This window comes from Pseudomonas sp. 2(2015) (assembly GCF_000955865.1).
In the GTDB taxonomy this organism is placed as follows: domain Bacteria; phylum Pseudomonadota; class Gammaproteobacteria; order Pseudomonadales; family Pseudomonadaceae; genus Aquipseudomonas.
The window spans coordinates 123,822-144,062 of the sequence record NZ_JYOF01000015.1; the positions used below are offsets into that span (position 1 = coordinate 123,822).

A 20,241-nucleotide genomic window follows, 5' to 3' on the forward strand; every position below is an offset into this window, starting at 1 on the left:
TCCTCGCCGCCACACCCAAACTATCCGGCACGGCTATTGCTATATCGCAGGCAACACACCGTTTTATGACGGTCAGCCACGCGAGAGAGCATGATGCCCCAGGTCGCCACCATCTCCTGTGTCCCTGAACCGAAGGGGCCGAACGCCGCCGAACAGGAAAGCCGCCTTGGTCTTGAGCAGGCCTTTGCCATGTTCGACCAGGTTTCCAGCCAGCTTAGTGAGTCCTATAGCCTGCTCGAAGCCCGGGTTACCGAGCTCAAGGGCGAGCTGGCGGTGGTCAGCGCCCAGCGCATGGCCGAGCTTGCCGAGAAGGAGCGCCTGGCCAACCGCCTGCAGAACCTGCTGGCCCTGCTGCCGGGCGGGGTGATCGTTATCGATGGCCTGGGCCGGGTGCGTGAGGCCAACCCCGCCGCCAGCGACCTGTTGGGCGAACCGCTGGTGGGTGAGTTGTGGCGTGAAGTGATCGCTCGCAGCTTTGCTCCGCGCGAGGATGACGGTCATGAAGTGTCGCTGCGTGATGGCCGGCGCCTGTCGATTGCCACCCGCTCGCTGGATGCCGAGCCCGGGCAGTTGGTACTGCTCAATGACCTGACCGAAACCCGTCACCTGCAGGACCAACTGGCCCGCCACCAGCGCTTGTCGTCGCTGGGGCGCATGGTTGCGTCGCTGGCCCACCAGATCCGCACGCCTTTGTCGGCGGCCATGCTCTACGCCAGCCACCTGGCCGAGCAGAACTTGCCGGTGGAAACCCAGCAACGCTTTGCCGGCAACCTCAAGGAGCGCCTGCACGAGCTCGAGCACCAGGTGCGCGACATGCTGGTGTTCGCCCGCGGCGAGTTGCCGCTGACCGATCGGCTGACACCCAAGGCATTGTTCCAGGCCCTGCAGCAGGCGGCGCAGACCCATGTTCAGGGTCATGCGGTGCGCTGGCAGTGCGACAGTCACCTGGGCGAGTTGCTGTGCAACCGTGACACCCTGGTCGGCGCCATGCTCAACCTGATCGAAAACGCCCTGCAGGCCAGTGGCGAGCCTGCGCGGCTCAAGGTTCACCTATACCGGCGCGAGCAGGTCTTGCACCTGTGTATCAGTGATGCCGGCGCCGGTATCGACAGTGCCTTGCTGGCGCGCCTGGGCGAGCCATTCCTGACCACCAAGGCTACCGGCACCGGGCTCGGTCTGGCGGTAGTCAAGGCGGTGGCAAGGGCCCACCAGGGCAGTTTGCAATTACGTTCGCGACCCGGTCGCGGCACCTGCGCCCGGATCAGCCTGCCGCTAATCGGCGCGCAGTCGGTGGAGGCAGAGTAATGAAAGCAATCAAGGTGCTGCTGGTCGAAGATGACCGCGCCCTGAGGCAGGCACTGGCCGATACCCTGGAGCTGGGCGGCTTTGCCTACCAGGCCGTAGGTTCGGCCGAAGAAGCACTGGAAGTGGTCGCTGGCGAGGCGTTCAGCCTGGTGGTCAGTGACGTGAACATGCCCGGCATGGACGGCCATCAGTTACTGGCCCTGCTGCGCGCGCGCCAGCCGCAGTTGCCGGTGTTGCTGATGACCGCGCATGCCGCCGTCGAGCGCGCGGTCGAGGCCATGCGCCAGGGCGCGGCCGATTACCTGGTCAAGCCATTTGAGCCCAAGGCATTGCTTGAGCTGGTGGCACGCCATGCTCTGGGGGTGGCTGCGGCGGGCGAAGGCGACGGACCGGTGGCGCGCGAGCCTGCCAGTGCGCAGTTGCTGGAGCTGGCGGCGCGGGTTGCGCGCAGCGATTCGACTGTGCTGATCTCCGGCGAGTCAGGCACTGGCAAAGAGGTGCTGGCGCGCTACATACATCAGCAGTCCCTGCGCGCCGAGCAGCCGTTCGTGGCGATCAACTGTGCGGCGATCCCCGACAACATGCTCGAAGCCACCCTGTTCGGTCATGAGAAAGGCTCGTTCACCGGCGCCATCGCCGCCCAGGCCGGCAAATTTGAACAGGCCGATGGCGGCACCTTGCTGCTCGACGAGATTTCCGAAATGCCCCTGGGCTTGCAGGCCAAGCTGCTGCGGGTGTTGCAGGAGCGTGAGGTGGAGCGGGTTGGCGGGCGCAAGCCGATTGCCCTGGACATTCGCGTGGTCGCCACCACCAACCGTGACCTGGCCGGCGAGGTGGCGGCGGGGCGTTTTCGTGAAGACTTGTTCTATCGCCTGTCGGTGTTCCCGCTGGCGTGGAAGCCGCTGCGCGAACGTAGCGCCGATATTCTGCCGCTGGCCGAGCGATTGCTGGCGCGCCACGTCAATAAAATGAAGCATGCCCCGGTTCGACTCTCGCCTGATGCTCAGGCGTGTCTGCAAGGTTATGCCTGGCCGGGCAACGTACGCGAACTGGACAACGCCATTCAGCGTGCCTTGATCCTGCAGCAGGGTGGGGTGATCGAAGCGGCGGATTTCTGTCTCGCCGGGGTCCTGCCGATGTTCGCTGCAGCGCCGGTCGCCGCAGTCGTGCCGAATATTGAAACCGAGGCGGCGGGCGGTCTGGGTGATGACATGCGTCGCCATGAGTTCCAGATGATCATCGACACCTTGCGCGCCGAGCGCGGTCGTCGCAAGGAGGCCGCCGAGCGCCTGGGCATCAGCCCGCGCACCCTGCGCTACAAGCTGGCGCAGATGCGTGATGCCGGCATGGATGTCGAGGCCAGCCTGTACGCCAGCTGAGCCATTAATGAATTAGAGTTTTTGTTCGGGCCGCGGGCAGAGCTGGCACTCTTGTTGCTATGTCCTGCCTATCCGCTGCGTGAGTGTCAAAAAAATGCGGGCCGTCGGAGAGAGAAGTCCATGAGCCAAGGTGTTGAATTTAATCGATTGATGTTGGACATGCGGGCCATGCAAATGGACGCCATGTCGATGCCGAAGGCTGCCGCTGCGCCTGAGGTCGGCTCCAGCAGTTTTGCCGACATGCTCGGCCAGGCCGTCAACAAGGTCAACGACACCCAGCAGGCTTCCTCGCAGCTGGCCAGCGCCTTCGAAATCGGCAAGAGCGGGGTTGACCTGACCGACGTGATGATCGCTTCGCAAAAAGCCACTGTGTCGTTCCAGGCCTTGACCCAGGTGCGTAACAAGCTGGTGCAGGCCTATCAAGACATCATGCAGATGCCGGTATAAGGGCGAGATTGAGTCATGGCCGAAGCAGTCGTCGATAACGTGCCCGCGAAAAGCAGCGCAGCAGCGCCCAAGCCGCCGTTGTTCGGCATGTCGTTCCTGGAAAACATCTCGCAGATGCCCATGCTGCGTCAGGTCGGCCTGCTGGTCGGTCTGGCCGCCAGCGTGGCGATCGGCTTTGCCGTGGTGCTGTGGTCGCAGCAACCGGACTACCGGCCGCTGTACGGCAGCCTGGCCGGCATGGACACCAAGCAGGTCATGGAGACCCTGGCCGCTGCCGATATCCCCTACAACGTCGAACCCAATTCCGGCGCCTTGCTGGTCAAGGCCGACGATATTTCCCGTGCCCGCCTGAAGCTGGCAGCCGCCGGCGTGGCGCCGAGCGATGGCAATGTCGGTTTCGAGATCCTCGACAAGGAGCAGGGCCTGGGCACCAGCCAGTTCATGGAAGCCACCCGTTACCGTCGTGGCCTGGAAGGCGAACTGGCGCGGACCATTTCCAGCCTCAACAACGTCAAGGGTGCACGCGTGCACCTGGCGATCCCGAAGAGCTCGGTGTTCGTCCGTGACGAGCGCAAGCCAAGTGCTTCGGTACTGGTCGAGCTGTACCCGGGCCGCGCCCTGGAAGCCGGTCAGGTGATGGCCATCGTCAACCTGGTGGCGACCAGCGTGCCGGAACTGAACAAGTCCCAGGTCACCGTGGTCGACCAGAAGGGCAACCTGCTCTCCGATCAGGTCGAGAATTCCGAGCTGACCATGGCCGGCAAGCAGTTCGACTACAGCCGCCGCATGGAAGGCCTGCTCACCCAGCGTGTGCACAACATTCTCCAGCCGGTGCTGGGCAACGACCGCTACAAGGCCGAAGTATCGGCGGACGTTGACTTCAGCGCGGTCGAATCCACCTCCGAGCAGTTCAACCCTGACCAGCCGGCGCTGCGCAGCGAGCAGTCGGTCAACGAACAGCGCTCCAGCAGCATGGGCCCGCAGGGCGTGCCTGGTGCCCTCAGCAACCAGCCGCCCGGCCCGGCCTCGGCTCCGCAAACCACCGGTGGCACGCAAACCGCCGCCAGCGCCATCCAGCCTGGCCAGCCGCTGCTCGATGCCAACGGCCAGCAGATCATGGACCCGGCCACCGGCCAGCCGATGCTTGCACCGTACCCGGCCGACAAGCGTCAGCAGTCGACCAAGAACTTCGAGCTTGACCGTTCCATCAGCCACACCCGCCAGCAGCAGGGCCGCTTGACCCGCCTGTCGGTGGCGGTGGTGGTCGATGACCAGCTCAAGGTCGACCCGGCCACCGGCGATGCCGCGCGCACCCCGTGGGCTGCCGAAGACCTGGCACGCTTTACCCGCCTGGTGCAGGACGCGGTGGGCTTCGATGCCAGCCGTGGTGACAGTGTCAGCGTGATCAACGTGCCGTTCGCCGCCGACCGTGGCGAGGTAATTGCCGAGATTCCGTTCTATTCGCAGCCGTGGTTCTGGGACATCATCAAGCAGGTCATGGGCGTACTGTTCATCCTCGTCCTGGTGTTCGGCGTGCTGCGTCCGGTACTTAACAACATCACCGGCAATGGCAAGCAAGGCGCCGGTGCCGATGGCGACATGGAACTGGGCGGCATGCTCGGTCTGGATGGCGAGCTGGCCAACGACCGCGTCAGCCTGGGTGGTCCGCAAAGCATTCTGCTGCCAAGCCCGAGCGAGGGTTATGACGCACAGCTCAATGCAATCAAGAGCCTGGTGGCCGAAGACCCGGGTCGCGTGGCCCAGGTCGTGAAAGAGTGGATCAACGCCGATGAGTGATAACCGAGCCCTTACCGCCAAACTGACCCGTGTCGACAAGGCTGCGATCCTGCTGCTGTCGCTGGGTGAAACCGATGCCGCGCAGGTGCTGCGGCACATGGGCCCCAAGGAAGTGCAGCGGGTCGGCGTGGCCATGGCGCAGATGGGCAACGTCCATCGCGAGCAGGTCGAGCAGGTGATGAGCGAGTTTGTCGAGATCGTCGGCGACCAGACCAGCCTTGGCGTCGGTTCCGACGGCTATATCCGCAAGATGCTCACCCAGGCCCTGGGCGAGGACAAGGCCAACGGCCTGATCGACCGCATCCTGCTCGGTGGCAACACCAGCGGCCTGGACAGCCTCAAGTGGATGGAGCCGCGCGCGGTTGCCGATGTCATTCGCTACGAGCACCCGCAGATCCAGGCCATCGTCGTGGCTTACCTGGACCCGGACCAGGCCGGTGAAGTGCTGGGCAACTTCGACCACAAGGTGCGTCTGGACATCATCCTGCGCGTCTCGTCGCTCAATACCGTCCAGCCGGCGGCGCTCAAGGAGCTGAACCAGATCCTCGAGAAGCAGTTCTCGGGCAACTCCAATGCCGCGCGCACCACCCTGGGTGGTATCAAGCGTGCCGCGGACATCATGAACTTCCTCGACAGCTCCGTCGAAGGCCAGCTGATGGACGCGATCCGCGACATCGACGGCGACCTCTCCGAGCAGATCGAAGACTTGATGTTCGTCTTCAACAACCTGGCCGATGTCGACGACCGCGGTATCCAGGCGCTGCTGCGCGAAGTGTCTTCCGACGTGCTGGTGGTGTCGCTCAAGGGCGCCGACGAGAAGGTCAAGGAGAAGATCTTCAAGAACATGTCCAAACGTGCCTCCGAGCTGCTGCGCGACGACCTCGAGGCCAAGGGCCCGGTGCGCGTCAGCGACGTCGAGACGGCGCAAAAGGAAATCCTCACCATCGCCCGCCGTATGGCCGAAGCCGGAGAAATCGTGCTCGGTGGCAAGGGCGGCGAAGAGATGATCTAAGACCTTATCGCGGGTCAAGCCCGCTCCCACAGCGCTCCTGTGGGAGCGGGCTTGACCCGCGATGCTTTACGAGTGCGTGCAATCATGTCAACCAACGAGCACCTGAGTGAACTGATTCGCGCTAACGACGTCGAGGGCTTCGACCGCTGGGCGCTGCCCAGTTTCGACCCGGAACCAGAGCCTGAGCCTGAACCGGAGCCCGAAGCGGTTCAGGACGAAATCGAAGAAGTGCCGCTGGAAGAAGTCCAGCCACTGACCCTCGAAGAGCTTGAAAGCATTCGCCAGGAAGCCTACAACGAGGGCTTTGCCACCGGCGAACGCGAGGGTTTTCACAGCACCCAGCTCAAAGTCCGCCAGGAAGCCGAAGAGGCGTTGACCACCAAACTGGCCAGCCTCGAACAGGTCATGACCCACCTGCTCGAACCCATCGCCGAACAAGACAGCCAGATCGAAAAGGCCGTGGTCCACCTGGTCGGGCACATCGCCCGCGAGGTCATCGGTCGCGAGCTGCGCAGCGATTCCAGCCAGATCGGCCAGGTACTGCGTGAAGCCCTGAAGTTGCTGCCGATGGGTGCCGAGAACATCCGCATCCATATCAATCCGCAGGACTTCGAGCAGGTCAAAGCCCTGCGCGAGCGTCACGAGGAGCGCTGGAAGCTGCTCGAAGACGAAGCCCTGCTGCCAGGAGGCTGTCGCATCGAGACTGATCACAGCCGCATCGATGCCAGTATGGAAACCCGTATCGAAAAGGCCATGGCGCAATTGTTCGATCAGCTCCATGACCAAAGCCTGCACCCGGCAGCGGCGGATGTGCAGGTTGAGCTGGATGCCCCTGATGCGCCTTGAACGAACCAGTTTCGGCAAGCGCCTGGGGGCGTATGCCGACGCCGTCAATTTGCCGTCTCAGCCGGTGGTCGAGGGCCGCCTGCTACGCATGGTCGGCCTGACCCTCGAGGCCGAAGGCCTGCGCGCGGCGGTTGGTAGCCGCTGCGTGGTGATCAATGACGACAGCTATCACCCGGTGCGGGTCGAGGCCGAGGTCATGGGTTTTGCTGGCGGCAAGGTGTTCCTCATGCCGGTCGGCAGCGTTGCCGGCATCGCCCCTGGGGCGCGCGTGGTGCCGCTGGCTGAAAGCGGTCGCCTGCCCATGGGCATGAGCATGCTTGGCCGGGTGCTTGACGGCGCCGGTCGTGCCCTGGACGGCAAGGGCGGGATGAAAGCCGAAGACTGGGTGCCGATGGACGGCCCGACCATCAACCCGCTCAACCGCGACCCGATCAGCCAGCCGCTGGACGTCGGCATTCGCAGCATCAACGGTTTGTTGACGGTTGGCCGCGGTCAGCGCCTGGGCCTGTTCGCCGGTACCGGCGTGGGCAAGAGTGTGCTGCTGGGCATGATGACCCGCTTTACTGAGGCGGACATTATCGTCGTCGGCTTGATCGGTGAGCGCGGCCGCGAGGTCAAGGAGTTCATCGAGCACATTCTTGGCGAAGAAGGCCTCAAGCGCTCGGTGGTGGTGGCCTCGCCCGCCGACGATGCGCCGCTGATGCGCTTGCGCGCGGCCATGTACTGCACGCGCATTGCCGAGTACTTTCGCGACAAGGGCAAGAACGTCCTGTTGCTGATGGATTCGCTGACCCGTTTCGCCCAGGCCCAGCGGGAAATTGCCTTGGCTATTGGTGAGCCGCCAGCGACCAAGGGCTATCCACCGTCGGTGTTCGCCAAGCTGCCCAAGCTGGTGGAGCGCGCCGGTAACGGCGAGGCCGGTGGTGGCTCGATCACCGCGTTCTATACCGTATTGTCCGAGGGCGACGATCAGCAGGACCCGATTGCCGACTCGGCGCGGGGCGTGCTCGACGGCCACATCGTGCTGTCCCGGCGCCTGGCCGAGGAGGGGCACTACCCAGCCATTGATATCGAGGCGTCGATCAGCCGGGTCATGCCACAGGTGGTCAGCCCCGAGCAGATGACCGAAGCGCAGCAGTTCAAACAGCTGTGGTCGCGCCTGTCGCAAAGCCGCGACTTGATCAGCGTCGGCGCTTATGTCGCCGGTGGAGACGCCGAAACCGATCTTGCCATTACCCTGCAGCCGCGCCTGGTGCACTTCCTGCGCCAGGGCCTGAACGACAATGTCGGCATGCAGCAAAGCCGCGAGCACCTGGCTGGCGTGTTTGCCCCCTTGCCTGCGGCAGGCGGCTGATAGGCCATGGCCCAGCCAAGCCGTGCCGCGCGTCTGGCGCCGGTGGTGGAGATGGCGGAAAACGCCGAGCGCCAGGCCGCCCAGCGCCTGGGGCAATTCCAGCAGCAAGTGAACATGGCCCAGGCCAAGCTCAGTGAACTTGACCGTTTTCGCGAAGACTACCAGTTGCAGTGGATCAACCGCGGTGGGCAGGGCGTGTCCGGTAGCTGGCTGGTCAACTACCAGAGCTTTCTCGGCCAGCTGGAAACTGCCATGACTCAGCAGCGCCAAAGCCTGGCCTGGCACCAGAACAATCTGAAGAACGCCCGCGGCACCTGGCAGCAGGCCTATGCCCGGGTCGAGGGCTTGCGCAAGCTGGTGCAGCGCTACATCGACGAGGCGCGCATGGTGGAAGACAAGCGCGAACAAAAACTGCTCGATGAACTGTCCCAGCGCCTGCCGCGCCACGATCGCTACTGAAGCTGCTTTGGTCGGCAGTGCTTGCTGCCGGGGGGTGGGGCTGCTAAACCTTCTAGATGTCTGCAATCGTCGCAATGGAAGGAATCATCGACATGGCAGTTGTATCTGAAGTATCCCCGGATGGGAAAAAACTGACGATCAAGGTCAGGGGGCGTTTTGACTTTGGCAAGCACCTGGAATTTCGCCAGGCTTACGAGCTCAAGCAGAACATGCCGGACTCCGTGGTTGTCGACCTCAAGGAGGCCACCTATCTGGACAGTTCGGCCCTGGGCATGCTGTTGCTGCTGCGTGATCACGTCGGCGGCGACGACTCGGAAATCCGTGTGGTCAACACCAGCTCCGATGTGCGAAAGATCCTCGCCATTTCCAACTTCGACAAGCTGTTCGACATCAGTTGAACCAGCCAGCCCATGTTTTCGAGGCGCTCACCATCCTGATCGCCGAGGATGGTGCTGCTGATCGTTTGTTGCTGGCCACCCTTGTGCGCAAGCAGGGGCATCAGGTGCTCACCGCCGAAAATGGCGAGCAGGCGCTGGCGCTGTTCGCCGCGCAGCGCCCGCACATGGTCCTGCTCGATGCGCTGATGCCGGTCATGGATGGTTTCGAGGCGGCGCGCCAGATCAAGGCGCTGGCCGGTGAAGCGCTGGTGCCGATCATCTTTCTCACTTCGCTTAGCGAAGAACAGGCGCTGGTCCGTTGCCTGGAGGCAGGTGGCGACGATTTTCTGGCAAAACCCTACAGCCCGGTGATCCTGGCCGCCAAAATCAAGGCGATGGAGCGTATGCGCCGGCTGCAGGCCACGGTGCTGGAGCAGCGTGACCAGCTTGCCCGCCATCACACTCATCTGCTCAACGAGCAGCGGGTCGCCAAGGCGGTGTTCGACCAGGTGGCCCATGCCGGTTGCCTGAGTGCGCCGAACATCCGTTACCTGCAGTCACCTTATGCCCTGTTCAATGGCGACTTGCTGTTGGCCGCCTTCACGCCGGCAGGTGACATGCATGTGCTGCTCGGCGACTTCACCGGCCACGGCTTGCCGGCGGCGGTGGGGGCGATGCCCCTGGCCGAGGTGTTCTATGGCATGACAGCCAAGGGTTACGGCCTGGCCGAAACCCTGCGCGAGATGAACGCCAAGCTCAAGCGCATCCTGCCGGTGGACATGTTCTGTTGTGCATTGTTGCTCAACCTGAGTTTCCAGCGGCGGGTGGTCGAGGTCTGGAATGGCGGCATGCCCGACGGCTATCTGTTGCCCGCCGGTGGGGGTGAGCCTGTGGCGTTGGTGTCGCGTCATTTGCCCTTGGGTATCCTGGCGCCGGAGCGCTTTGATGACGCCACCCAGGTGCTGCCGTTGGCCCTGGGCGAGCGCCTGTTTCTGTTGTCTGACGGCGTGGTCGATACCAGTGATGACAATGACCAGCTGTTCGGTGTCGAGCGCCTGCGTCGGGTGCTGAGTGCCAATCGACAGCCGGCACTGTTGTTCGGGGAGGTGCTGCAGGCGCTGGAAGCGTTTCGTGGTCGCTCGCGCGATGATGTCAGCCTGCTGGATATCGAGGTGGTCGAACCGCAACTGTTGTCGCCGCTGCCGGTGATCTATTCTGACAGTGGGCAGTCCAGTCCGCTGGACTGGTCGCTGCAGTTCGAGTTTCGCGCCGACACGCTAAAACGTTTCAATCCATTACCTTATTTGCTACAGCTGTTGCAGGAAATACACGGTTTGCGGGCTCAGAGCGGGGCGTTGCACAGTGTCCTCACCGAGCTGTATTCCAATGCCCTGGAACACGGCGTGCTGGGGCTGGACTCGGCGCTAAAGCGCGATGCGCAGGGCTTTGCCGCCTACTATCAGATGCGCGACGAGCGCCTGCAGGCGTTGAACGAGGGCTTCATCCGCGTCTCCCTTCGGGTCGAGCCGGATCGCCAAGGCGGGCGTCTGAAGATTGAAGTCGAAGATAGCGGCAAGGGCTTCAATGTGAGTAAAGTGCTGGCCAGGCCTGTGTCCGAACAAGGGTTGTGCGGACGCGGTCTGACCCTCATACGCCGGTTGAGCCGGCGTGCCGAATGGGCCGACGAGGGGCGCCGCGCATGCGTGGAGTTCGCCTGGGAGGCTCTGGCATAATCCAACTTGATCAAGGAGTGAGCAAGTGTCCGACATTCACATCGATCGCAAGGTGCTCAGCGACTTGCAGGAGGTCATGGAAGATGGCTACCTGTACTTGCTGGAAACCTTTCTTGAAGATTCCGAAAAACGCCTCAGTCAATTGCATGAGGCGAAGAACGCCGACGAGCTGGCGCATGCCGCGCACAGTTTCAAGGGCAGTAGCAGCAATATGGGGGCGGTAGCGTTGGCCGAGTTGTGCAGGCAGCTCGAAGACCGCGTCAATCACGGCCCGCTGCAAGGCATCGAAGACCTGATCAACCAGATCGATCGCGAGTATGCGGCCGTTCGTGACCTTTACCACGACGAACGCCAGCGAGTATCGATTGGTTGAGCGCGAGGGCAAACCTGGCGCGAGTTTTGCGTAGTCTTCGCTAATTCACGATTACGACTTCTGTAGCGGAGACTCCTGCATGCCTGTCGCCTCCAACCCCCTGTTGCAAGCCAGTGCCGTGACGAAGCCGTCGCGCGCCACTGCCGGTGCGCCGGATAAATCGCTGCAGGCCTCTAACGACAAGGCGTCTGGCTTTTCCGATGTGTATGCCAAGCAGTCTCGCGAGACGACTGCAGGCACCAAGGACGCGCCTGTGCCTGAGAAGGTCGTCACCGCCCCGGGCAGCGGCAATAAAACGGCCGCTGATTCGTCGAAGGTTGCCGACAGCGGCAATAGTTTGCCTGAGGAGCAGGGCAGCACCGAGGTCGATCCGGCGCTGGTGGCTGATCCCACCCTGCTTGACCCCAGCCTGGTGGCGGGTCAAGTGACCGACGCCCAGCCCGGCGCGCAATTGATCCAGGCCCAGGCTGAAACCGTGGCGCCGGTGATTCAGGCTGCGGCAGCACAATTGCAGGTGGCTGCGGCGCCGGCCCAGCCGGTAGCCGAAGCGCCCGAATTCGATCCTGAGGCCGATCCGCTGTCTGACCTGCCAGCCTTGCGCCTGGCCCTTGAGCAAAGTGCCCAGGCCCAGGGCACTACGTCTGCCCATGCCGCTGGCAAGGCCGGCAATGCCCAGCCTGAAGCGCCGACGGCGCAGCCTGCCGTCAATACACTGGCGGCCCTGCTGGACAAGCCAGGTGCCGATGCCGAATCAGGCGAGCCGGGTGAAAAAGCCTTCAGTGGCCTGCTCGATGATGGCCTCAAGGACCTCAAGAGCGCCTCCAGCGATACGCGTGTCGACAACTTTGCCGAGCGCCTGAGCAACCTGACCCTGGCCGCCACGGCCAAGACCGCCAATGCCGTGCCGGTGGCCACGCCGCTGCAGCAGCCGTTGGCGATGAACCAGGGCGGCTGGACCGAAGGCCTGGTCAACCGGGTCATGTACCTGTCCAGCCAGAACCTGAAATCGGCCGATATCAAGCTTGAGCCGGCCGAGCTCGGGCGCCTGGACATCCGGGTCAACCTGGCGCCGGAACAGCAGGCCCAGGTGACCTTTGTCAGTGGTCACGCCGGGGTGCGCGAGGCGCTGGAAAACCAGGTGCACCGGCTCAAGGAAATGTTTGCCCAGCAGGGGCTCGGCCAGCCGGACGTCAACGTCGCTGACCAGTCCCGTGGTGGCCAGCAGCAGGGCGCCCAGGACACGCCGAAACTCAGTGGCGTGGCCGCACGGCGTAATGAAGCTGGTGAATCCGCTGAGTCCGCTGAAATCGCTCCAGGTGCAATGCCGGTCGAGCAGCAGTCGGTTGTGGGTTCCAGCGCGGTGGATTACTACGCCTGATTGGCTGTGCTCTTTGTGCTAGCCGACCTTGCTTTTCCAGGTTGGCATAACACTTGCTCAACCCTCGCCATGTGACTGAAATCTCCGATGAATGACGGATTATTGGCATGGCGAAGAGCGAAGCAGAGAAAGACCCCGCCGCTACAGGCAAACTCAAGCTGATCCTGCTGTTGGTGCTGGCATTGCTGCTTGCCATCGGCCTGTCGGTCGGCGCCACCTGGTTCTTCCTGCACAAGTCCGAGGATAAGCCTGCGGTCGATCCGGCCCTGGCCAACCTCAAGCCGGCAGCGATCTACGAGCCGCTGGCACCGGCCTTCGTGGTCAACTTCAACCAGAACGGCCGCCAGCGCTACATGCAGGTGAGCATCACCATGCAGGGGCGTGACCAGGCAGCGCTGGATGCCCTCAAGGTGCATATGCCGGTGATTCGCAACAACCTGGTCATGATGTTCTCGGGCCAGGGCTTCGACACCCTGTCCAGCCCGGTCGGCCAGGAAATGCTGCGCCAGAAGGCCACTGCCAGTGTCCAGGAAGTGGCGCAGAAGGAAGTCGGCAAGCCGGTCATCGACCAGTTGCTGTTCACCAATTTCGTATTGCAGTAGGAGCCCCAGATGGCCGTGCAGGACCTGCTGTCCCAGGATGAAATCGATGCTTTGCTGCATGGCGTCGACGATGGTCTGGTACAAACCGAAAGCAATGCCGAGCCCGGCAGTGTCAAAAGTTATGACCTGACCAGCCAGGATCGGATCGTCCGCGGTCGCATGCCGACCCTGGAAATGATCAACGAGCGGTTTGCCCGCTATACCCGCATCAGTATGTTCAACCTGCTGCGCCGCTCTGCGGACGTGGCAGTCGGCGGCGTGCAGGTGATGAAGTTCGGCGAGTACGTGCATTCGCTGTACGTGCCCACCAGCCTCAACCTGGTGAAGATCAAGCCGTTGCGCGGTACCTCGCTGTTCATCCTCGACGCCAAGCTGGTGTTCAAGCTGGTGGATAACTTCTTTGGTGGCGACGGTCGTCACGCCAAGATCGAAGGTCGCGAGTTCACCCCGACCGAGTTGCGCGTGGTGCGCATGGTCCTCGACCAGGCCTTCGTTGACCTCAAGGAGGCCTGGCAGGCGATCATGCCGGTCAACTTCGAGTACATCAACTCCGAGGTCAACCCGGCTATGGCCAACATCGTCGGGCCGAGCGAGGCGGTGGTGGTTTCGACCTTTCACATCGAGCTCGATGGCGGTGGCGGCGACCTGCACGTGACCATGCCGTACTCGATGATCGAGCCGGTGCGCGAGATGCTCGATGCCGGTTTCCAGTCCGATCTGGACGACCAGGACGAGCGCTGGATCAAGGCCCTGCGCGAAGACGTGCTGGACGTCAGCGTGCCGCTCAGCGCCACGGTTGCCCGTCGCCAGCTGAAGCTGCGCGACATCCTGCACATGCAGCCGGGCGATGTGATTCCGGTCGAGCTGCCGGATGAGCTGATCCTGCGGGCCAACGGCGTGCCGTCGTTCAAGGCCAAGCTGGGTTCGCACAAGGGCACCCTGGCCCTGCAGATTATCGATCCGATCGAGCGCCGCTGAGGCGCTCGTGGTTCCAACTCCGAATTGATTGCCCGTCGAGGACAAAATGGCTAACGAAAACGACATCACCTCCCCGGAGGACCAGGCCCTGGCCGATGAATGGGCTGCGGCCCTGGAAGAAACCGGCGATGCCGGCCAGTCCGACATCGACGCCTTGCTCGCGGCCGACACTGCCAGCGCGCCGGCGTCCAGCCGCCTGGCCATGGAAGAGTTCGGCAGCTCGCCGCGCAGCAACGAACAGGTCACCCTCGATGGTCCGAACCTGGATGTGATCCTGGATATTCCGGTGAGCATTTCCATGGAAGTCGGCAGTACCGAGATCAACATCCGCAACCTGCTGCAACTCAACCAGGGTTCGGTGATCGAGCTCGACCGCCTGGCCGGCGAGCCGCTGGACGTGCTGGTCAACGGCACTCTGATTGCGCACGGCGAAGTGGTGGTGGTCAACGAAAAGTTCGGCATCCGCCTGACGGACGTGATCAGCCCGAGCGAACGCATCAAGAAGCTGCGCTGAGTGAGCAAGCTCCTGCGCAACGGCCTGGGCCTGGCCTGCGGCCTGTACGTGGATGTCGCCCTGGCTGCCACGCAGCCGGCGGCTGCGGTAGTGGCACCGGCAAGCAGTGGCAGCGCGGCAGGGCAGTTGACCCAGCTGGTGCTGGGGCTGCTGCTGGTGCTGGGGTTGATCTTCGTCCTCGCCTGGCTGCTGCGCCGGGTGCAGAACGCCGCGCCCGGCAGTGGCCAGGTGATCGAGATCCTCGGTAGCCGTTCGCTGGGGCCGCGTGATCGGCTGTTGCTGATCCAGGTCGGCAAGGAGCAGATCCTCATCGGCCATTCGCCAGGCACCATCGAGGCCTTGCATGTCATGGCCGAGCCGGTTGAAGTGCCCGCCAGTGCGCGCCAGGCAACACCAGAATTCGCCCAGCGGCTGATGGAGCTGATGGGCAAGGATCAGAAGGGAAGGTCGTGATGGGCGCGTTGCGCATGATGTTGACGCTGCTGCTGATGCTGGCGGCGCCGCTGGCCCTGGCGGCTGATCCACTGTCGATCCCGGCGATCACCCTGTCCAGCGGGGCCGACGGCCAGCAGGAGTATTCGGTCAGCCTGCAGATCCTGCTGATCATGACCGCGCTGAGTTTCATCCCGGCGTTCGTCGTGCTGATGACCAGCTTTACCCGCATCATCATTGTCTTTTCCATTCTGCGCCAGGCCCTGGGCCTGCAGCAGACGCCGTCGAACCAGATCCTCAACGGCATGGCGCTGTTCCTGACCCTGTTCATCATGGCGCCGGTGTTCGACCGCATCAATCAGGAGGCCGTGCAGCCCTACCTGGCCGAGAAGCTCAGCGCCCAGGATGCGATCAGCAAGGCCCAGGCGCCGTTGAAGAACTTCATGCTGGCGCAGACCCGCGAAAGCGATCTGGACCTGTTCATGCGCCTGTCCAAGCGCACCGACATCGCCAGCCCCGATCAGGCGCCATTGACCATCCTGGTGCCGGCCTTCGTCACCTCGGAGCTCAAGACCGCGTTCCAGATCGGCTTCATGATCTTCATCCCGTTCCTGATCATCGACCTGGTGGTCGCCAGTGTGCTGATGGCCATGGGTATGATGATGTTGTCGCCGCTGATCATCTCGTTGCCGTTCAAGATCATGCTGTTCGTCCTGGTCGATGGCTGGGCGCTGATCATGGGTACCCTGGCCGGCAGTTTCGGCGGCGTCTGACGCCGCGAGGAGAAGAAGTCCATGACCCCTGAAGTGGCTGTCGACCTGTTTCGCGATGCGTTGTGGCTGACCACCTTGATGGTTGCCATCCTGGTGGTGCCAAGCCTGCTGGTGGGCCTGGTGGTGGCGATGTTCCAGGCCGCCACGCAGATCAACGAACAGACCCTGAGCTTCCTGCCGCGCCTGCTGGTGATGTTGGTGACGCTGATCGTGGTTGGCCCGTGGCTGGTGCAGAAATTCATGGAATACATTCTGTCGTTGTACGGCAGCATTCCGCAGCTGATCGGTTGACCCGGCGATGCTTGAGCTGACCGACGCGCAGATCGGCGCCTGGGTGGCCAGTTTCATTCTGCCGTTGATTCGCGTCACGGCGGTGCTGATGACCATGCCTATTTTCGGTACCACCCTGGTGCCGACACGTATCCGCATGTATTTCGCTCTGGCAATCACCGTAGTCATCGTTCCCGGCCTGCCGCCGATGCCGGTGGTCGAATCGCTGGATCTCAGGGCAATGTTGCTGGTGGCCGAGCAGATCATCATTGGCGCCGTGTTTGGTATGGCGCTGCAGCTGTTCTTCCAGATTTTCGTGATCGCCGGGCAGATCGTCGCAATCCAGATGGGCATGGCCTTCGCCTCCATGGTCGATCCGGCCAACGGCGTCAACGTGGCGGTGGTCAGCCAGTTCCTGACCATGCTGGTGACCTTGCTGTTCCTTGCCATCAACGGCCATCTGGTGGTCTTCGAGGTGCTGACCGAGAGCTTTACCACCTTGCCGGTGGGCGGCGGTGTGCTGGTCAATCATTTCTGGGACCTGGCCGGGCGCCTGGGTTGGGTGCTGGGTGCAGCCATGCTGTTGGTATTGCCGGCGGTGACCGCGCTGCTGGTGGTCAACATCGCCTTTGGCGTGATGACCCGGGCGGCGCCGCAGTTGAACATCTTTTCCATCGGCTTTCCGCTGACCCTGGTGCTGGGGATGGTGATCTTCTGGATCACCCTGGCCGATATTCTTCCTCACTATCAGTCACTGGCTTCCGAAGCCTTGCAGTGGCTGCGTGAACTGGCACGGGCGCGCTGAGCATGGCAGAAAGCGAAAGCGGTCAGGACAAAACAGAAGACCCCACCGACAAGCGCAAGAAGGACGCGCGCGAGAAGGGCGAGATTGCCCGTTCCAAGGAACTCAACACGGTCGCGGTGACCCTGGCGGGCGCTGGAGCGCTGCTGGCGTTTGGCGGTGGCCTGGCGCAAACCCTGATGGAGCTGATGCGCATCAATTTCAGCTTGTCCCGCGAGGTGCTCATCGATGAGCGGTCCATGGGCATTTTCCTCATGGCCTCCGGCAAGATGGCCTTGCTCGCGACTCAGCCGGTATTGCTGGTGCTGCTGATTGCGGCAATCATCGGCCCGGTGTCGCTGGGCGGGTTCCTGTTTTCCAGCAGCTCCCTGGCGCCGAAGTTCAGCCGCATGAACCCGCTATCGGGGATCAAGCGGATGTTCTCGGTCAACGCCTTGTCCGAGCTGCTCAAGGCGCTGGCCAAGTTCTTCATGATTCTGATCGTCGCCCTGACGGTGTTGTCGGCTGATCGCGATGACCTGCTGGCGATTGCCAACGAGCCGCTGGAGCAGGCGATCATCCATAGCGTCCAGGTAGTTGGCTGGAGTGCGCTGTGGATGGCAGCGGGGCTGTTGATCATTGCCGCGGTGGACGTGCCGATCCAGCTCTGGCAGGCGCACAAGAAGCTGCTGATGACCAAGCAAGAGGTGCGCGACGAGTACAAGGACTCCGAAGGCAAGCCCGAGGTCAAGCAACGCATTCGCCAACTGCAGCGCGAGGCTTCGCAGCGGCGGATGATGGCGGCGATTCCCGAGGCGGACGTGATCATCACCAACCCGACCCACTATGCCGTGGCGCTCAAGTACGACCCGGAGAAGGGCGCGGCGCCGCTGCTGCTGGCCAAGGGTGCCGACTTCATCGCCCTGAAAATTCGCGAGATCGCCAACGAGCACAAGATCCAGGTGCTCGAATCGCCGGCGCTGGCGCGTTCGATCTACTACTCCACCGAGCTTGAAGAAGAGATTCCCGCCGGTTTGTACCTGGCAGTGGCCCAGGTGCTGGCCTACGTCTACCAGATCCGCCAGTATCGCGCCGGCAAGGGCAAGCCGCCGGAGCCGCTCAAGGATCTGCCGATCCCGCCGGATTTGCGTCGCGATTCCTGATCGGCGCTGCCTGCGCAGCAGCCCCGAGCCACTCAAACCACCTCGTTTGGCAAAGTTGGAAAGCTTCTTGCAAAGGCAGCGCTGCGCGCCTCAAACGCGTCAAAGTTTTGCTTGAGCTAACGAGGAATACCGGTGGATCGCTCTCAGTTAATCAACAGTGCCCGTAGCAACCTGGTCGGTCTAGGCCGGGGTAACCTGGGTGTGCCGCTGTTGCTGCTGGTGATGCTGGCAATGATGATGTTGCCGATCCCGCCGTTTTTGCTCGACGTGTTCTTCACCTTCAACATCGCCTTGTCGATCGTGGTCCTGCTGGTCTGCGTCTACGCCCTGCGCCCGCTGGACTTCGCCGCGTTCCCGACCATCCTGCTGGTGGCGACGCTGTTGCGCCTGGCGCTCAACGTGGCGTCCACGCGGGTGGTGATGCTACACGGCCATGACGGCCACGAGGCCGCCGGTAAGGTGATCCAGGCCTTCGGCGAGGTGGTGATCGGCGGTAACTACGTGGTCGGTATCGTCGTCTTCGCGATCCTGATGATCATCAACTTCGTGGTGGTCACCAAAGGTGCCGGGCGTATTTCCGAAGTGAGCGCGCGCTTCACCCTCGACGCCATGCCCGGCAAGCAGATGGCCATCGACGCCGACCTCAACGCCGGCCTGATCGACCAGGCCCAGGCCAAGGCGCGGCGCGCCGAAGTGGCCGGCGAGGCCGAGTTCTATGGTTCGATGGACGGTGCCAGCAAGTTTGTTCGCGGTGACGCCATCGCCGGCCTGTTGATCCTGTTCATCAACCTGATCGGCGGCATGGCCGTCGGTATGTTCCAGCACAACATGACCTTTGCCGACGCCGGCAAGGTCTATGCACTGTTGACCATCGGTGACGGTTTGGTGGCGCAGTTGCCCTCGCTGTTGCTGTCCACCGCGGCGGCGATCATGGTTACCCGCGCCTCGGGCTCCGAGGACATGGGCAAGCAGATCAACCGGCAGATGTTCGATTCGCCCAAGGCCCTGGCGGTGTCGGCTGGCCTGATGATCGTCATGGGCCTGGTGCCGGGCATGCCGCACATCGCCTTCCTGAGCCTCGGCCTGCTGGCCGCCGGCGGCGCCTACCTGGTGTGGCGCAAGCAGAACCAGGCCAAGCTCAAGGCCCTGGAAGAGGTGCAACGCCAGCAGGACCTGCTGCCATCGCCACAGCGCGCGATGGAAACCAAGGAGCTGGGCTGGGATGACGTCACCCCGATCGACATGATCGGCCTTGAGGTCGGCTACCGGCTGATTCCGCTGGTGGACCGCAACCAGGGCGGCCAGTTGCTGGCGCGGATCAAGGGCGTGCGCAAAAAGTTGTCCCAGGACCTGGGCTTTCTCATGCCCACGGTGCACATTCGCGACAACCTCGACCTGGCGCCCAGTGCCTATCGCCTGACCCTGATGGGGGTGATCCTGGCCGAAGCCGAGATCTACCCGGACCGCGAGCTTGCGATCAACCCCGGGCAGGTGTTCGGTACCCTCAATGGCATTGCCGCCCGCGATCCGGCCTTTGGTCTGGAAGCGGTGTGGATCGACGTCAACCAGCGCAGCCAGGCGCAGTCGCTGGGCTACACGGTGGTAGACGCCAGTACCGTGGTCGCCACCCACCTCAACCAGATTCTGCACAAGCACTGCCACGAGCTGATCGGCCACGAAGAAGTGCAGCAGCTGCTGCAGGTGCTGGCCAAGGCGTCGCCCAAGCTTGCCGAGGAGCTGGTGCCGGGCGTCATTTCCTTGTCGGGCCTGCTCAAAGTGCTGCAGGCGTTGCTCGCCGAGCAGGTTCCGGTGCGCGACATTCGCAGCATTGCCGAAGCCATCGCCAACAACCCGGGCAAGAGTCAAGATACCGCCGCGCTGGTGGCGGTGGTGCGCGTCGGATTGTGTCGCGCTATCGTGCAAAGCATTGTCGGCGTTGAGTCCGAGCTGCCTGTGATCACCCTTGAACCAAGATTGGAACAGATTTTGCTCAATAGTTTGCAAAGGGCTGGGCAAGGCCAGGAAGACGGTGTTCTTCTGGAACCGAGCATGGCCGAAAAGCTTCAGCGTTCGTTGATCGAAGCCGCCCAGCGTCAGGAGATGCAAGGGCAGCCGGCGATCCTCCTGGTCGCAGGACCGGTACGAGCCATGCTGTCGCGCTTCGGTCGCCTGGCTGTACCGAATTTGCATGTTTTGGCGTATCAGGAAATACCTGACAACAAGCAAGTTACCATCGTCGCCACAGTGGGCCCGAACGGCTGAGGTAGT

At 62.9% G+C, this 20,241-nt stretch carries 21 protein-coding genes; all 21 read left to right on the forward strand.

Annotated elements, in window-relative coordinates; all coding sequences use genetic code 11:
- The first annotated feature begins 93 nt into the window (after window positions 1–93).
- Window positions 94–1,305, forward strand: a complete 1,212-nt coding sequence (locus UB48_RS20140) for a PAS domain-containing sensor histidine kinase (protein ID WP_045200279.1) — start codon at window positions 94–96, stop codon at window positions 1,303–1,305.
- Window positions 1,305–2,684, forward strand: a complete 1,380-nt coding sequence (locus tag UB48_RS20145; protein WP_045200281.1) for a sigma-54 dependent transcriptional regulator — start codon at window positions 1,305–1,307, stop codon at window positions 2,682–2,684. Before UB48_RS20140 ends, UB48_RS20145 begins: the two co-directional genes overlap by 1 nt.
- Before the next feature lie 120 nt (window positions 2,685–2,804).
- A complete protein-coding gene (fliE, locus tag UB48_RS20150; RefSeq protein ID WP_045200283.1) occupies window positions 2,805–3,131 on the forward strand; it encodes a flagellar hook-basal body complex protein FliE in 327 nt (108 codons plus the stop codon).
- Between the two features lie 15 nt (window positions 3,132–3,146).
- Window positions 3,147–4,928 (forward strand): flagellar basal-body MS-ring/collar protein FliF, encoded by a 1,782-nt coding sequence (fliF, locus tag UB48_RS20155; RefSeq protein WP_045200285.1) that lies wholly within the window; start codon window positions 3,147–3,149, stop codon window positions 4,926–4,928.
- Entirely contained in the window at window positions 4,921–5,940 is a 1,020-nt protein-coding gene (gene fliG / locus UB48_RS20160; RefSeq protein ID WP_045189054.1) for a flagellar motor switch protein FliG, read from the forward strand. Before fliF ends, fliG begins: the two co-directional genes overlap by 8 nt.
- Before the next feature lie 84 nt (window positions 5,941–6,024).
- Complete coding sequence (gene fliH / locus UB48_RS20165; RefSeq protein WP_045200286.1) at window positions 6,025–6,786, forward strand: flagellar assembly protein FliH; 762 nt, start codon at window positions 6,025–6,027, stop codon at window positions 6,784–6,786.
- Entirely contained in the window at window positions 6,776–8,140 is a 1,365-nt protein-coding gene (gene fliI, locus UB48_RS20170; RefSeq protein ID WP_045200288.1) for a flagellar protein export ATPase FliI, read from the forward strand. Before fliH ends, fliI begins: the two co-directional genes overlap by 11 nt.
- Before the next feature lie 6 nt (window positions 8,141–8,146).
- The gene (gene fliJ / locus UB48_RS20175) at window positions 8,147–8,599 is read left to right on the forward strand and encodes a flagellar export protein FliJ (RefSeq protein ID WP_045200290.1); all 453 of its coding nucleotides are present in this window, start codon (window positions 8,147–8,149) and stop codon (window positions 8,597–8,599) included.
- A gap of 92 nt (window positions 8,600–8,691) precedes the next feature.
- Window positions 8,692–8,997 (forward strand): STAS domain-containing protein, encoded by a 306-nt coding sequence (locus tag UB48_RS20180; protein WP_045200292.1) that lies wholly within the window; start codon window positions 8,692–8,694, stop codon window positions 8,995–8,997.
- A complete protein-coding gene (locus tag UB48_RS20185) occupies window positions 8,994–10,709 on the forward strand; it encodes a fused response regulator/phosphatase (RefSeq protein ID WP_045200294.1) in 1,716 nt (571 codons plus the stop codon). Before UB48_RS20180 ends, UB48_RS20185 begins: the two co-directional genes overlap by 4 nt.
- Before the next feature lie 25 nt (window positions 10,710–10,734).
- The gene (locus UB48_RS20190) at window positions 10,735–11,082 is read left to right on the forward strand and encodes an Hpt domain-containing protein (protein WP_045200296.1); all 348 of its coding nucleotides are present in this window, start codon (window positions 10,735–10,737) and stop codon (window positions 11,080–11,082) included.
- A 79-nt stretch (window positions 11,083–11,161) separates the two neighbouring features.
- Entirely contained in the window at window positions 11,162–12,460 is a 1,299-nt protein-coding gene (locus UB48_RS20195) for a flagellar hook-length control protein FliK (protein ID WP_045200298.1), read from the forward strand.
- A 107-nt stretch (window positions 12,461–12,567) separates the two neighbouring features.
- A complete protein-coding gene (gene fliL, locus UB48_RS20200; protein ID WP_045200300.1) occupies window positions 12,568–13,062 on the forward strand; it encodes a flagellar basal body-associated protein FliL in 495 nt (164 codons plus the stop codon).
- Between the two features lie 9 nt (window positions 13,063–13,071).
- Window positions 13,072–14,040 carry a flagellar motor switch protein FliM gene (gene fliM / locus UB48_RS20205; protein WP_045200301.1) on the forward strand — a complete coding sequence of 323 codons (969 nt, stop codon included), beginning with the start codon at window positions 13,072–13,074 and terminating at the stop codon, window positions 14,038–14,040.
- A 46-nt stretch (window positions 14,041–14,086) separates the two neighbouring features.
- Window positions 14,087–14,554, forward strand: coding sequence for a flagellar motor switch protein FliN (gene fliN, locus UB48_RS20210; protein WP_045200302.1), 468 nt, complete (start codon window positions 14,087–14,089; stop codon window positions 14,552–14,554).
- Window positions 14,555–14,602: 48 nt separating this feature from the next.
- On the forward strand, window positions 14,603–15,007 hold the full coding sequence (fliO, locus tag UB48_RS20215; protein ID WP_249744447.1) for a flagellar biosynthetic protein FliO: 405 nt from the start codon (window positions 14,603–14,605) through the stop codon (window positions 15,005–15,007).
- Window positions 15,007–15,759: a flagellar type III secretion system pore protein FliP gene (gene fliP / locus UB48_RS20220; protein WP_038996372.1), complete on the forward strand. Its 753-nt coding sequence runs from the start codon at window positions 15,007–15,009 to the stop codon at window positions 15,757–15,759. The genes fliO and fliP overlap by 1 nt, the downstream gene beginning before the upstream one ends.
- Before the next feature lie 21 nt (window positions 15,760–15,780).
- Entirely contained in the window at window positions 15,781–16,050 is a 270-nt protein-coding gene (fliQ, locus tag UB48_RS20225; protein WP_045200304.1) for a flagellar biosynthesis protein FliQ, read from the forward strand.
- A gap of 7 nt (window positions 16,051–16,057) precedes the next feature.
- Window positions 16,058–16,834 carry a flagellar biosynthetic protein FliR gene (gene fliR, locus UB48_RS20230; protein WP_045200306.1) on the forward strand — a complete coding sequence of 259 codons (777 nt, stop codon included), beginning with the start codon at window positions 16,058–16,060 and terminating at the stop codon, window positions 16,832–16,834.
- 2 nt (window positions 16,835–16,836) lie between these two features.
- A complete protein-coding gene (flhB, locus tag UB48_RS20235; RefSeq protein ID WP_045200308.1) occupies window positions 16,837–17,973 on the forward strand; it encodes a flagellar biosynthesis protein FlhB in 1,137 nt (378 codons plus the stop codon).
- A 132-nt stretch (window positions 17,974–18,105) separates the two neighbouring features.
- A complete protein-coding gene (gene flhA / locus UB48_RS20240) occupies window positions 18,106–20,235 on the forward strand; it encodes a flagellar biosynthesis protein FlhA (protein ID WP_045200310.1) in 2,130 nt (709 codons plus the stop codon).
- Window positions 20,236–20,241: the final 6 nt, after the last annotated feature.